The organism is Paenibacillus sp. FSL M8-0212 (assembly GCF_038004645.1).
GTDB lineage: Bacteria > Bacillota > Bacilli > Paenibacillales > Paenibacillaceae > Paenibacillus.
Genome location: NZ_JBBORP010000001.1, coordinates 3,363,537 through 3,378,140, shown reverse-complemented (window position 1 = coordinate 3,378,140; position 14,604 = coordinate 3,363,537). Strand labels below are relative to the sequence as shown.

Below are 14,604 nucleotides of genomic sequence, written 5' to 3'. Positions count from 1 at the left end.
ATGCCAAAGCAACACTCCAGCCTCGCTCATCTCCTTTTCAAACAGCTGACAACAATATCAATGGCTTGCGCCATGTCACCGCTTGGATTGCCCAGTTGATCGCATGCGGCAATCCTCTGCCTAGCAACGCTCGGCTCCCATGCGTAAAGGACAACAACAAGCATCGTTCTACGCAAGAGATGCTCGGACTTCTCTGCTTCAATATGCTTGCTGCAGACGAGCCACCCGAAGACGGGATTTGGTTTAACATAGGGTTTGGAATTGGATTTGGGGATAAACGACAAGGAATGTTCCTCCTGTCGATGTAAGGCTTGCCGCAGGGTTCCGGCCGTCCAGCAGGAAGTCGACCGTAATTCCTGATTTGGCACCCGAGCTGCCTTTGACGGAGCCTATGTTTAAGGGGTATTGATACACTCTATGTACGATTTGCTTATTCCCCACAGCCCTGGTGTGGATAAGTAAAGATTCGGCTGCGGTGTAGTGAGCTTTTCCTGACGATTAAATTTAACGAGGGTACTGCATGAGACTCAAGGAATGCTCAGTATGGCACGAACGGGACTGCCCTTGGCGGAGAAGTCCATGTTGATTGACGTTACCGCAGGTAGCATGAGGAGAAAGTCTTCCACTGAGGTGAAAGCGCTACCTTAACATCAAGTCCGCACGCCCTCCGGAAGGCACTTTCGTGCCTCTTGCCGGGGGCGGCCATCGGCTTGGCCAAGCTTAGGTCGTAACTAGCAAATCCTTGGTCTCCTGAGAGATCACCTGCTGCATACTGGACTTGATAATGTCGCAGCCGGCAGCCAGATGCTCCATCGAGACGGTCAGCGGAGGCATGATCTTCAGCACACAGTCTCCTCTGCCAGCTCTTTCAATGATGAGCCCGTTGTCGAAGCTGATATCCGTCACCCGCTTCGCCCCGGCTTCATCCATGAACCCCGAGACGTCAATGCCCCAGATCAGGCCGAGTCCGCGGATGGCGATGGACGGATGCAGAGGCTTGATTTCTTGATCAAGGAACGAGCGCACAAACTCTTCCTTCTGTTTCACCTGAGCTTCCAGTTCGGTTCTGTCCCGGAACTCGAGAGCAGCCTTCGCGGCCACAAAAGCCAGCTGGTTGCCGCGGAAGGTGCCGTTGTGCTCGCCCGGCGTCCAGATATCCAGTTCGGGCTTCAGCAGCAGCAGGGACATTGGCAGGCCGTACCCGCTGATCGACTTTGACAGGGTAATGAGATCCGGCTCGATCCCCGCACGTTCGAAGGAGAAGAATTCGCCTGTCCGGCCGCATCCTACTTGAATCTCGTCTGTAATGAGCAGAATATCGTGTCTGCGGCAAAGCTGCTGCAGCTCGCGTAGCCACTGCGCGTCGACAACGTGAATTCCGCCTTCGGCTTGTACCGTTTCAAGCAGGATCGCGGCCGGCTTGTCGATTCCGGAGTGCGAATCAGTCAGGATATTCTCGATATAACCGAGCGTATCCATTTCTGCGAAAGCCCCGCTCGGGTGCGGCATGAACGTAACTCCGTCCAGAGGAAGCCCCGCCCCTTCTCTCATGGACTTGGAGCTTGTCGCCGACAGACTGCCGAGCGACATGCCGTGGAAGCCACCCATGAATGCGAATATTCCACTTCTCTTCTTCGCCTTGCGTGCGAGCTTCAGGGCCGCTTCCACCGCATTCGTCCCTGTTGGACCGCAGAATTGAAGCTTGTAATTCAGCTTCTTCGGCTCCAGGATCCGCTCCGAGAAGCTCTGGATGAATTCACGCTTGGCCATTGTATACATATCCAGACCGTGCATAATCCGGTCGGAGGTCAAGTAATCGAGAACCCGGTCTTTAATATAATCGTTGTTATGGCCGTAATTGAGTGCCCCGGCACCTGCAAAGAAATCAATATATGCTCTTCCGTCCTCAGAATATAAAAGGTCTCCCTTGGCCCGGTCGAATACCACCGGAAAGCTTCTGCAGTAAGATCTTACGTTGGATTCCAGCTTTTCAAAAATGCTCACTCACTTCATCCTCCATCGGAATTGGGATAAGGTTGGCTCCATCTTTCTGAACCTTCCTTTCTGAACCTTCTGACGTCATGGAGCAACATATTCTAGGCTGTCATTTTCCACAATTGTTGGTCCCCGCATGCCCGCTTGTTGGTTAGCCAGTATACTGGTCTCTCGCACACAGCTTGGATGGGTATAAAAAACCCTACAATTCCATTTATTAGAATAATAGGGAATAAGACCTAGGTTGAATTATATCAAAATTTACAAGAATGTATAGTAAAATTTTTGTTAAATATAGTCAATATATTGTTAAATTTGGTTTATAAAACATAATGTGTTAACAATCTTCGCTAAAAAGAGTGAATGGAGAAGAAACGTGGGAATGGTTTGGCAACAATCGAGGTGTTGACATTCAGCCATGAAATAGGATAAATTGGTATATATTACCTGTAAATATTCTTTGCCGGTGTTCCGATTCCTTTCACTTTGTAATAACTTAACATGATTACCTGACCAATTTCTGAAAGCCTGGCTGGAAACTGGCCGCAGCGTCCGCACGGATGGCAGCCGGCATAGTTTTGTATCACGCCTTCTTCTCTGCACCTCTGTTAGAGTAAAGAGCATATATTTTCTGCTCCTCTTCATCAAACTGTACGTAAGGTTTTCCCTCATTTGCTTTCCGATGTCCTTCATTATTTACATGCAGATTACAATCGCGTTCTGAGTCCGAATTGAACGGACAATGATTTCATTTCGTGTAATAAGCTCGTCCATACGAGCACGTTGACGCTTCTTGGCATACCATTTTGTGAGTAGCTGAAGGATGTACCAGTCACGTTCAGTCATCTTCCTTTATTGTTCAAATGATCTTTTATGCCCGATCCGCATCCTTCTTGGGGATATATTGACACTTTCGAGATGCTAATTTTAATGACTTTCTTTAAGAAGTTGATTACATTCGTGCACGAAGAGTATTTCAAATGTGAGAATTACAAAAAGATACTCTTCCTAAGGTACTCTATAATATGGGTGAGTTTTCGTTCAATGAATGACCGCAATTTGCAATGCACAAACACAAATAAGGTGGTTCTAATATTTTGAACCACCCTCCTGAAACATCAAAAAAGTCCTGATGACTTAGAGTCATCAGGACCATTATTTTGTTCATACTTTATTAGTTTACTAAATCTATTGATTAACCCATTATCCATGTCATTGGACAACAGTTAGTGTAATTCCATACTTTTGTTAATGGTTCTACACTTATTTATCACTAGACAATAAACTAATTTGTACAGAATACCTTATTCAACCGTTACACTTTTCGCCAGGTTACGTGGTTTATCCACATCATGACCCAGCGCCAGGGAAGCATAGTATGCCAGCAATTGCAGCGCAACAACAGACAAAGCAGGGCTAAGCAGTGGCAACGTCTTAGGAATCGCAAACGCTTGGTCTACGGATTTCAGCAATGGTGCTACGTGCTCTTCGTACGTAATTGCCAATACATCTGCGCCACGTGCTTTTACTTCCTTAATGTTGCTCACTGTTTTCTCAAGTACGTTCTCCTGCGTTGCCAGGGCAATAACAGGGATACCGTCTTCGATCAATGCAAGCGTACCATGTTTCAACTCACCCGCAGCATACGCCTCGGAGTGAATATAAGAAATCTCTTTCAGCTTCAAAGATCCTTCTTGAGCTACTGCATAGTCAAGACCACGGCCGATGAAGAAGAGATGTTCATGTTTGGAGATTTGCTCTGCATATCCTTTGATTGCTTCCGCTTGCTCCAACATGGATTCCACTTGCTCAGGCAATGCCTGCATCGCTGCCAGCGTGTGTGCAATCTCATCAGCAGATTGTGTACCACGAACTTGTGCAAGGTACAGACCAAGCAAGTTGAACGCGATCAACTGTGAAGTATACGCTTTGGTAGAAGCTACTGCAATTTCAGGACCTGCCAAAGTTGCGATAACATCATCTGCATCACGTGCAATGGAGCTACCCACTACGTTAGTGATTGCCAGTACATGTGCACCATTGGATTGTGCTTCACGCAATGCAGCAAGCGTATCGGCAGTTTCACCGGATTGGCTCACTACGATTACAAGTGTATCTTTGTGCACGATTGGGGAACGGTAACGGTACTCGGAAGCCACATCTGTTTCAACCGGAATACGTACCAATTGCTCAATCACTGTACGTCCAACCAGACCTGCATGGTACGCTGTACCACATGCAATGATTTGAACGTTACGGATATTTTTAATTTGTTCTTCAGTCATCTTCAACTCAGGAAGTTGAACTTTTTTACCTTCATTATCGATGCGACCCAGCATTGTATCACGATATGCTTTTGGTTGCTCATGAATTTCTTTCAGCATGAAGTGCTCAAATCCGCCTTTTTCTGCGGTTACAGCATCCCAATCGACACGAATCATTTCCCGAGAAATAAAGTTGCCTTCAATCGTCATCAATTCGACAGCATCATGTGTCAATACAGCCATTTCACCATCATTCAGAATGTACACGTTACGTGTATGTTCCAGAATTGCCGGGATGTCGGAACCAATGAAGTTCTCGCCTTCACCAATACCAATAATCAATGGGCTTGCTTGACGCACAGCTACGAGTTTCTCAGGCTCATGCTCTGTCAATACACCCAATGCAAATGCGCCACGCAACAACGTGATCACTTTTTGTACTGTTTTGACGATATCACCATTGTATTCACGTGCGATCAGGTGAGAGATAACCTCAGTATCTGTCTCGGAAGTGAACGTGTGACCTTGAGCCATCAATTCGTCCTTCAGATCCAGGTAGTTCTCAATAATACCGTTATGCACAACAGAGAACTTCTGGCTTCCATCCGTGTGTGGATGAGAGTTCTCATCTGATGGTTTACCATGAGTTGCCCAACGTGTGTGTCCGATTCCGGCATTACCTACCAGTGGTGCACCATCCAGCTTGGCTTCAAGGTTCGCAAGACGACCGAGAGCTTTCGTGATTTGCAGACCTTCGGGTGTGAATACCGCAATACCTGCAGAATCATAACCACGATACTCAAGTTTCTTCAATCCTTCAACCAATACCGATTGAGTGTTCTTATTACCAATATATCCAACAATACCGCACATAATTTATTTCCTCCGTTTGTATATGAATACTGTGTCACGAAGAGAAACAGGCAGAGGCGGCACATCGGAAAAATGAGTGATTGCCTAGCGTTTCATGAATACTTGGTACTTATTCAATTATCAATGATCAGAGCGACCTCGTGTCGCCCCGCAGTCATCATAAGCTGTTATGAATGCAATCATGAATGTACATCATTTTCCCGTCCGCGTACTGTTTACGCTCTTCACGCACATTCATTTTAATTTTAGTTTAACTCTTGCACCTGCACCGGCGCGTTGTGTGGACAGTCACCCATCCATTTTCCGCAATCCGGTTTACGGCTCTGGTGCTTCACCGGGAGGTCCCCGCCGAACAATCCGAACACCTCCACCTCGTCAGCTTGATTGCCGTTGATCTTAATCAGTCGTTCTTCAACCTAGAAGAAATCCTGATCAACATCATCCCGCGCAACTCCAAGCTCTGGCGCTTGTGTAACTGTAACCTTACGTTCCTCACTTTCTGTGTCTGAATGACGACTCCACTCATTATATGCACGTCAGGTCCATTTTGCAATGGAGCAAAGTACCTGTGACAATTTCAGCATATTTACCCACAATCCCGACCGGATAAACGGACCTATGGTCTCATCAGGCCGGGACGCAGGAATATTCATCTTTAAGAGGAAATTCAAAAAGTCCGCTTTTGATTAAGAATCATGCCTATTGGCATAATCAGCATCGAATATGAAATTCAGCCGAAATGTCCGTTGCTCACGTAGTTTCCCTACGCTCCGCTACTCCATTTCTATCTTCATTCCATCTTCTCGGTACTGAAAACCAGACTTTTTGAACACGCACTATATGTCCTAAATCCTGTTATATCATACCCTTTATACACAACAATTCCCTTAAGAAAACCGTATGCACAAGGGATTTCTTCCAGTCTTATACCAGTTCTTTTTGCACTACATCTGCGATTTGAGACACAAATTGTTCAAGTTCGTCTTTATCTGGTCCTTCCGCCATAACACGGATCAGGGATTCAGTACCTGAAGCACGAACGAGTACACGTCCATTATCGCCGAGTTGTTGTTCTACTGTAGTAATGGCTTGCTCGATTGCAGCATTACCCTCGTATTTGCTCTTATCTTCAACACGCACATTCACCAGTACTTGTGGGTACTGGGTCATCAACGCTTTGAGCTCACTCAGTTTTTTACCGGAAGCCTTGAGTGTGTCCACGAGTTGAATCGCAGTCAACATACCGTCTCCGGTTGTATTGTAATCCAGGAAAATAACATGGCCAGATTGCTCTCCACCCAAGTTATAACCGCCGCGACGCATTTCCTCCATCACATAACGGTCACCCACTGCCGTTTTAGCTGTTTTCAGTGCAAGTTTCTCCGTTGCTTTATAGAATCCGATGTTACTCATAACGGTCGATACAACAGTACTGTCCTTCAACTTGCCTGCACGATTCATCGCATCACCGCAGATACACAAAATGAAGTCTCCATCCACCTCAGCGCCTGTCTCATCAATAGCAATCAGACGATCCGCATCCCCGTCAAAAGCAAGACCCAGATCTGCTTTATGTTTGAGCACTTCTTGTTTCAGGTTCTCTGGATGAGTTGATCCACATTGCTCATTGATATTCAGGCCGTTAGGCTCAGCGCCAATGGCAATGACTTCTGCACCAAGTTCACTGAACAATTTCGGTGCCAGCTCATAAGCTGCTCCGTTTGCACAGTCCAAAACAATTTTAAGACCAGAGAACGACTCATTTACTGTTGTTTTCAAGAAATCGAGGTAACGATAACGGGATTCTTCATCCGTCGTCACGGTACCCAGACCGCCACCAACTGGCCGTGGCAATTGATCTGTCTCCGCATCCATCAGCTCTTCAATCCGGTTCTCTGTTTCATCAGACAGCTTGAAGCCATCTCCACCAAAGAACTTAATTCCGTTATCCTCAACCGGATTGTGGGAAGCCGAGATCATCACGCCCGCGTCAGCTTTCAACAAACGTGAGATATACGCCACTCCCGGAGTGGATACAACGCCCAGACGAATCACATCAGCGCCAATGGACAACAGACCTGCAACCAGTGCGGATTCCAACATCAATCCCGAGATACGAGTATCCATGCCGATAACCACTTTTGGTCTTTCCACACCACCTGCAAGCACGTAACCACCACAACGTCCAATGCTGTAAGCCAGCTCTGCCGTTAACTCTTTATTGGCAACCCCTCTTACACCGTCTGTACCAAAATATTTACCCATGATTTAACTCCTTCTATTCGCATCATATACGAGCACTATTATTATTTTTTGAGAATTTTAAAATTAGAACGTTTACGGATTCGCGCCACTTTTACTGCCAGTACCGCTGTTATTATTATTTAAATTACCTCGACTGCTTGTGCTCCCCTGTTGGCCCTGATCCTGAGTATCCGTATTCGATTCCGTGTCTTCTTCATCAGGAACAGGCTCCGTTTCCCCGTTCTCGACCTCGGCTGGTGAAGGGTCAGGTGCTACCGTTCCCTCGTCAGTCGGATCTTCGCTAGGAGTAGTTGTGGTGTCTTCAGTCTTTTCGCTAATTTTGACCGTTGCACTCAGAGCATTGGATGATTCATCCAGTTTGGCATAACGGGGCAGGTCGGCTTCAAGCTTGATCTCGTGCGTTCCGACCGCAAGTCCAGCAAGATCCCCGGTCAACGTGAGATCATCACTACTCAGACCCTCAAGCATACTTGCTGAGCCTGTAAGTGTAAGGTTCAGACCGCCGCTTCGAGGCGTAACCAAGGTCCCTTCCAGTCCATTCCCCGCACCAGTAAGTGTGATGGGGACGTTCGGAAAGACTTTGGTTGTCTCCTCTGCCTCGTCAAATGGTGATATGGTTACCTTGATCTGAATCGAACTAGGCTCGATTTTCTCAAAACCGGAAGGCGGCGTCAAGTCCACGTTAACTGTCGATGTACCCGACTGATCAAACTGTGTTAGATCAAGGGTTACTTGGTCGTAGGACTGTATACCCGCAAGCGCATCCTCTGATCCATAAACCGAGACTTCTTTCACGCTTGGTTCTACCGTGGAGAGTACCAGGCCTTCCGGAAGCTGTCCCGAATATTTGATTCTTAAGGGTACAGATGTATAGGGCTGATTGACCGGAACTCGGACTTCAACCGTTTGAGGCGTTATAATCGCATTTTCAAGGACCTTGCCTTCAGCATCGTATGCTTGAAGTTTCACTTTTTTCTGTATGACATCTTCCTTGGCATCTTTAACGCTCACACTGCCCTGGACCTTCGCTACAGCCTCGAGTTGCCCTTCGGGCAGAGTTACCTTAACCGGCGTCGAAGGTTCAATTACGGGCGTTCCAGCGCTGTATCCGGCGGATGGTTCCCCTTCGGGTACAATATTCACATTGAAGGATTTGGTGCCCAATTTTTCTACATTCACCGTAACCATGGAAGGTTCCATGCTGACCACTTCTACCCCGGAAGGCAAATCAGGTACGAGTGGCAGTGTATTGGACCCATCTTTTACCTGACTCAGATCGACCAGTACCTTGTAATCGTCATTCGTAAAAATCGATGTTAGCATCGAGCGCTGTCCTTTGATCTCCAGCCGGACCTCATCCGTACTTAATGAAGTAAGCACATAGCTGTTGCTGTCTAATCCATAAGGTTGAACAGGCACCGTACGTTCCACAACCTTGTTGGTTGTCCCTGTTGTAATTGTAGGGGTGGTTGGTACTTCATCCAGATGAATCATGAACCAGAGCAGCAGGCTCACCGCAAGCGCAAGTATTTTGGCAAAGTTATTATTGTTAAACCATTTATCCATTGTTACGTCCTCCCTTCCGTTTCCAGAAGGTTGTCCAGCCATTCTTTTTCAGATTGGATGTAGGGCGCAACTCCTCATACAGTTTGGCAATCAGCGATTCTTCCTTAATATCACGAACGACCTGTCCATTCATTGCAAGTGACACTTGTCCTGTCTCCTCGGAGACAACCAAACAGATCGCATCTGCAACTTCGGTAATCCCGATTGCTGCACGGTGACGCGTTCCCAATTCCTTACTGATAAACGGATTCTCTGATAATGGCAAATAACAGGCTGCCGCCGATATCTGTTTCCCTTGTATAATGACGGCTCCATCATGGAGCGGTGTATTTGGAATAAAGATGTTAATCATCAGCTCCGAGCTGACCAGAGAGTGCATCTTAATGCCCGATTCCGTGTAATCGTTCAGACCCGTCTCACGTTCAAATACGACCAATGCGCCAATTTTACGCCGTGACAAATAATTAACAGACTTAATAATCTCACCAATTAACACCGTTAATTCTTCATCACTCGCTGCCGCTGAACGTCCAAATAGCTTACCGCGTCCCAATTGCTCCAGACCACGACGCAGTTCCGGCTGAAAGATAATGAACACCGCAACGACACCAAACGTAAACATCTGGTTCATTAACCATTTGAGCGTATACAGGTTTAGCCACGTACTTAATGCCCAGATCAGCACAAGGAACAGAATCCCTTTCAGGAGCTGAACTGCACGTGTCCCCCGCACAAGCAAAATCAATTTGTACATAATATAGGTAACGATCAATATATCGATAACGTCCTTAATGGACTCTGTCCACGTTAAGTCAGCAAAATAATTCATAAGCCAGCCCCCGCTATCCCCATTGATGAGTAAACCCTGATCTCATATTAACCCATTAGGATTTTATATAATCCTTTGTCTCCGCATTTGTGCATCATTCGATTTGTGCAAAATGCGTATCTATATGTAGTAGTATGTTCTCTTTAGTATCTAGGTTATAACGTTAACGTTCAGGTTGCAAGTTACGGCAGTCTCAAACTGCACATAAACATCACATTTACCATTAATTACAAAGTTTGCGTATAAAAAAAGAGTACCCCATGCAATCTGGAGGTACCCTGCTTGGTATATACCATTGAAGATTTTTACCCTGTTCTAGCGATAAGCTACTTCATTTACCATATTGGTTATTTTGTACCAGAACCAGTCCAGCGCCTGATCAATACTTTTCACCTGACCTGAAATATGCGCCGTTGAAGCCTGAAACAGTTGTCCGTCGATAACCGTCAGATTGCCGTTCACATCACCATATACTTGTGCGGTTCCATTTTCTATCGTAAGATCGCCAGCAATAGACTTACCTTCAGGAACAATAACCGTGTTACCCTGAATTACGATCTGGTCCAGATTATTTCCCTTAACAACCATTTCGTTATTCTGATTCCAGAAATTCAAGGCGCTAAAGAGCATCACGACCAAAAAGAAGGCTGCCGCCGTCAGCGCGGGATGTCCTTTGACCCATTTGAGCCATGCTTGCTGTCTCTTGGGCTGGGGCAGAGCATTCATAATTCGATTGGTCAGCTCATCAGAGGCAGACGGTGAATAGTGTTTCATGGCAAAGAGTAGCATTTCCGTCTGTTCCAACTCTTTAAAGCGCATGCGACAATCCGGACAGATCACAAGGTGACTTTTCAGTTCAACCTTCTGGGCCGGGGACAACGACTCATCCAAACATTCATGCATTAAAGAGACGGCCGAGTTGCAATCCATATGAGAGCCAATCCTTTCTTAAATCACTTAGTCCATGTGCCATTAAAAAGCACGCATAAGACTTGCATACATTACATACGCATCCGTTTCGGATATGTTTCAAATAATTTCGCCCATAATTTAAAGGCTCTTAACATTTATAACTTATACTCCAATTTTTTACGTAGAAAATCACGGCCCCGATGAACGCGTGTCTTGATCGTTGTTACGGGCATACCTGTCACATCACTGATTTCCTGTAGCGACAAGTCCTGTAAATATCTCAGAATCATAACGGACTTATACTTGGCTGGTAAACTGTCAATGGCCTCACGAATGAGTGTCTGCGTTTCTGACAGGAGTGCTTCACTCTCCGGTGTACGATCATCACTCGGGAGCATCGCATAACCATCAGATCCTTCCTGATCATTCAGTTCAGCATCCAAAGAGTATGAAGGTTTCTTTCTGCGCAGTCGGTCAATACACAGATTCGTCGCGATCCGGTAGATCCAGGTTGAGAACTTCTGGTTCGGATCGTACTTCTCCATATTACGAAACACACGCAAAAACGTCTCCTGCACAACGTCTTCAGCTTCATGACGATTGTTCAGCATCCGGTATGCCAAATGAAATAGCTTGTCCTTATATAGTTCAACGATTTCTGCGAAGGCTCTCTGGTCGCCCTTGAGCACCAGTTTCACAAGCCTGTTCTCCAAATTGTCCACCCTTATTCCCCCAGACATGCTGATGGGTCTTCCGTCTTCTGATACCCGTCCACACTTGTAATTCACCAATCAAATCGTAAATCAACTTTGGTCAAAAATCAAGACTGTATGACAAATATCCGCCAAAAACAGTAAAAACGGGAACTCCCGCAGGAGTCCCGTTTCATCTCTCACTCCGTAGAGCAGAGAATGGAGCTTTTATTCAACAAAGTAATGGGTACTTTGTTACATATAATTATTCAATGCAGCAGTTCAATCATCAACCTGTGTTACGCAGTCCTGCAGCGATGCCATTGATGGTCAGCAACACTTCTCTGAGCAGTTCCGTATCATCCTCACCACGTTCACGCATATCTCTGAGCTCGCTCAGAAGTTGAACTTGCATGTAGGACAACGGATCTACATAAGGGTTACGAAGGCGAATGGACTCTTGAATAACCGGTACATCATCCAGGATTTCAGCTTCTCCGGTAATTTTCAGAATCAGATCTTTTGTGAGCTTGAATTCGGCTTCGATCTGACCGTATATGCGATCACGGGCTTCCTCGTTCGAAGTCATGGCTGAATATTCTTTGGCAATCACCAGATCTGCCTTGGCTACGGCCATCTGTACCGTATCAATTAATGTACGGAAGAATGGGAAGCTTGCATACATTTCTTTCAGGACAACCAGATTTTCCTCTTTATCCTGATAGTAACTTTGCAATCCTGTTCCTGCCGCATACCATGCCGGAAGCAGATAACGACTTTGAGTCCAGGCGAATACCCAAGGGATCGCTCTCAGATCTTCAAACTTATCGCTATTTTTACGCTTGGATGGACGGGAACCAATATTCAGCTCACCAACCTCCGGAAGCGGCGTTGATTCTTTGAAGAAGGTAAAGAAGTCTGGATCACGGAAAATCAGATCCTGATATTTCGTCAGAGATACTTCCGAAATCTCTTTGATGATGCTGTCCCAATGACGTTCGGATGCTGACTCTTGCGGCTCAAGCCCATTAAGTGCTGCTGTGATTAGAGCCGAAGTTGCCTGCTCCAGACTGCGGTATGCAATCCCCTGAAGGGAATAACGGGAAGAAATAACCTCTCCCTGCTCCGTAATCTTGATGCCTCCACCAATCGTATGTGGTGGTTGAGCAAGAATACTGCGGTTGAGTGGCATGCCGCCACGTCCAAGAGCCCCGCCACGTCCATGGAAGAACTTCAGCTTAACGCCGTGTTCATTACCTACAGCCGTGATGGCATTCATTGCTACGCGCAGTTCCCAGTTGGCTGTAACCACTCCGCCATCCTTGTTACTATCTGAATAACCAAGCATGATTTCATGCAGTTCATTCCGCCCTTTTACGCTTGCGCGGTATACAGGAAGGTTGAACAGCTTCTCCATAATGTCCGAAGCCGCATGTAGATCATCAATCGTTTCAAACAGCGGTACCGCTTGAAGTGTAGATACAACGTCACCGTTGTGACCTTTGGTGAATAAGCCCACTTCCTTGGCAAATACCATAACTTCCAGCAAATCACTTGCGCCCTGCGTCATACTGATCAGGTAACTTGTGATACAGCCGTTCCCAAATTCATTCTGGGCACGCTTAATGGTACGGAAGACATCCAGACACTCTTTGGTTCCCTCCGTGTATTGGTGATAAGGAGAAGTAAGCGGACGTGGATCATCCAGCAAACGAGCAAGCAGATCAATTTTACCGTCTTCAGTCAGACGCGCATAATCCTCTACAATGTTCATTTTGGCTAAAATTTCCGACATCGCATTTTCATGTTCCTTACTGTGCTGACGCACATCCAAAGCTGCGGTATGGAAACCAAACAACTCGACTTGACGAATCATTTTGCGAATGGTCGTATCTGCTACGTAATCTGCAAAATGATGGCGCAGACTTCGATCAATAATCATCAGTTCATCAATCAAATCCTGTGCGCTATGATAACGGTCAGGCTGACCTAATTTGTTCTCATCCAGTACATTGTTCAGCTTGGCAATCATATAGGCCAATTTGATGCGGTATGGCTCTTTTTCATTCCGCCAGATATCCACTTTTTTCAATGTAACAGATTTACGGTCCTGCTCAATCGACTGCACCAGCTCATCCGATACATGAATGATGTTTGTGCTGAAGCTGAGATGGCCCATAAGTTCAATCATAATCCTTTGGTATTCACGCAAAGCAAGCTTGCGTTGCATCAACAGCGTCTGCCATGTTACATCTGAAGTTACCGAAGGATTTCCATCCCGGTCTCCACCGATCCAGGAACCGAACCGCAAATACGTCGGCACATGCCAGTCATGGTCAGGATAAAATTTGTTCAGGCAGCGTTCCAGCTCCTGATATACATCCGGAAGTACGTGGAACAACGTTTCATGAAAGTAATACATCCCGTTCCGCACTTCATCGAGTACAGTCGGTTTGCGGTCGCGAAGTTCATCTGTCTGCCAGAGTGTAATAACCTCATTCAGCAGTTTCTCCCGCAACTGTTCACGTTCACGCAACGTCAGCGTAGGATTATCAAGTGACATGACGTCTTCGGATATCCGCTTGTGGATGTCCAGTATAACCCGGCGCATGGCTTCGGTTGGGTGAGCTGTCATAACGAGTTCCAACGACAAATCGTCGAGAATCTCTTCCACCTCTGTATGAGACAGTCCACGTTCCTTAAGATCCTGTACTGCTTTCTCAATCGATCCTGGCTGCACAGCGTCCCCTGCAGAACGTTCATAATCCCGTTTACGCCGGATCCGATGGTTTTGTTCAGCAATATTAACTAATTGAAAATAAATAGCGAAAGCCCGAATAACCTGATGACGATTGTCCGAGTCTAATTCCTGGATCATCGTTTTGAACTCTGCATAGAGTTCTGGCAGAAATTCTGCACGCAACGATTTGCTCGTTTCCCGAATCTTCTCAACGATATCTAGAAGCTCCGTGCCGCCTTGATGGACAAGAACTTCTCCGAGTATATTGCCCAGGAACCGCACGTCTCGCCGAAGCAGGTTGTTGGATTGGCTTTTGCTGGCGGTTACCATAGTTTCAGTCATGCTTATCCTCCCATCTGATCGTTCCATTCGTACACGTAAATTTGACACCTTCATAACATCATACAATAAAATGGTACGAAAATCTTTATTTTTCTACTAGAAAAAATGGGGATTATCCCCGATTTA

General features: G+C 46.2%; 10 protein-coding genes. All 10 read right to left on the bottom strand.

Annotated features, from left to right (window positions below; translation table 11 throughout):
• Window positions 1-26: 26 nt before the first annotated feature.
• The 10 genes from MKX68_RS15015 to ppc all read right to left on the bottom strand — a co-directional run bounded on the left by MKX68_RS15015 (window position 27) and on the right by ppc (window position 14,478).
• Entirely contained in the window at window positions 27-284 is a 258-nt protein-coding gene (locus tag MKX68_RS15015) for a hypothetical protein (RefSeq protein ID WP_340912603.1), read from the bottom strand.
• A gap of 436 nt (window positions 285-720) precedes the next feature.
• Window positions 721-2,004: a diaminobutyrate--2-oxoglutarate transaminase gene (gene ectB / locus MKX68_RS15010; RefSeq protein ID WP_091038390.1), complete on the bottom strand. Its 1,284-nt coding sequence runs from the start codon at window positions 2,002-2,004 to the stop codon at window positions 721-723.
• A 687-nt stretch (window positions 2,005-2,691) separates the two neighbouring features.
• Complete coding sequence (locus MKX68_RS15005; protein ID WP_340912599.1) at window positions 2,692-2,841, bottom strand: hypothetical protein; 150 nt, start codon at window positions 2,839-2,841, stop codon at window positions 2,692-2,694.
• Window positions 2,842-3,299: 458 nt separating this feature from the next.
• Complete coding sequence (glmS, locus tag MKX68_RS15000) at window positions 3,300-5,132, bottom strand: glutamine--fructose-6-phosphate transaminase (isomerizing) (RefSeq protein WP_340912597.1); 1,833 nt, start codon at window positions 5,130-5,132, stop codon at window positions 3,300-3,302.
• A gap of 924 nt (window positions 5,133-6,056) precedes the next feature.
• Entirely contained in the window at window positions 6,057-7,397 is a 1,341-nt protein-coding gene (gene glmM / locus MKX68_RS14995) for a phosphoglucosamine mutase (protein ID WP_338588636.1), read from the bottom strand.
• 72 nt (window positions 7,398-7,469) lie between these two features.
• Window positions 7,470-8,963 carry a CdaR family protein gene (locus MKX68_RS14990; RefSeq protein WP_340912594.1) on the bottom strand — a complete coding sequence of 498 codons (1,494 nt, stop codon included), beginning with the start codon at window positions 8,961-8,963 and terminating at the stop codon, window positions 7,470-7,472.
• Window positions 8,956-9,792, bottom strand: coding sequence for a diadenylate cyclase CdaA (gene cdaA / locus MKX68_RS14985; protein WP_017692119.1), 837 nt, complete (start codon window positions 9,790-9,792; stop codon window positions 8,956-8,958). Before cdaA ends, MKX68_RS14990 begins: the two co-directional genes overlap by 8 nt.
• A 315-nt stretch (window positions 9,793-10,107) precedes the next feature.
• Complete coding sequence (locus MKX68_RS14980; RefSeq protein ID WP_036614042.1) at window positions 10,108-10,722, bottom strand: zf-HC2 domain-containing protein; 615 nt, start codon at window positions 10,720-10,722, stop codon at window positions 10,108-10,110.
• A gap of 137 nt (window positions 10,723-10,859) precedes the next feature.
• Window positions 10,860-11,426 carry an RNA polymerase sigma factor SigW gene (gene sigW / locus MKX68_RS14975; RefSeq protein ID WP_017692117.1) on the bottom strand — a complete coding sequence of 189 codons (567 nt, stop codon included), beginning with the start codon at window positions 11,424-11,426 and terminating at the stop codon, window positions 10,860-10,862.
• Between the two features lie 259 nt (window positions 11,427-11,685).
• Complete coding sequence (gene ppc / locus MKX68_RS14970; protein ID WP_340912590.1) at window positions 11,686-14,478, bottom strand: phosphoenolpyruvate carboxylase; 2,793 nt, start codon at window positions 14,476-14,478, stop codon at window positions 11,686-11,688.
• Between the last annotated feature and the right edge of the window lie 126 nt (window positions 14,479-14,604).

Bases quoted from the DNA above. Each gene is read 5' to 3' on its own strand.
- MKX68_RS14980 (WP_036614042.1), bottom strand. From the start codon at position 10,722: ATGGATTGCAACTCGGCCGTCTCTTTAATGCATGAATGTTTGGATGAG.
- MKX68_RS15005 (WP_340912599.1), bottom strand. From the start codon at position 2,841: ATGACTGAACGTGACTGGTACATCCTTCAGCTACTCACAAAATGGTAT.
- cdaA (WP_017692119.1), bottom strand. From the start codon at position 9,792: ATGAATTATTTTGCTGACTTAACGTGGACAGAGTCCATTAAGGACGTT.
- MKX68_RS14990 (WP_340912594.1), bottom strand. From the start codon at position 8,963: ATGGATAAATGGTTTAACAATAATAACTTTGCCAAAATACTTGCGCTT.
- ppc (WP_340912590.1), bottom strand. From the start codon at position 14,478: ATGACTGAAACTATGGTAACCGCCAGCAAAAGCCAATCCAACAACCTG.
- glmS (WP_340912597.1), bottom strand. From the start codon at position 5,132: ATGTGCGGTATTGTTGGATATATTGGTAATAAGAACACTCAATCGGTA.
- glmM (WP_338588636.1), bottom strand. From the start codon at position 7,397: ATGGGTAAATATTTTGGTACAGACGGTGTAAGAGGGGTTGCCAATAAA.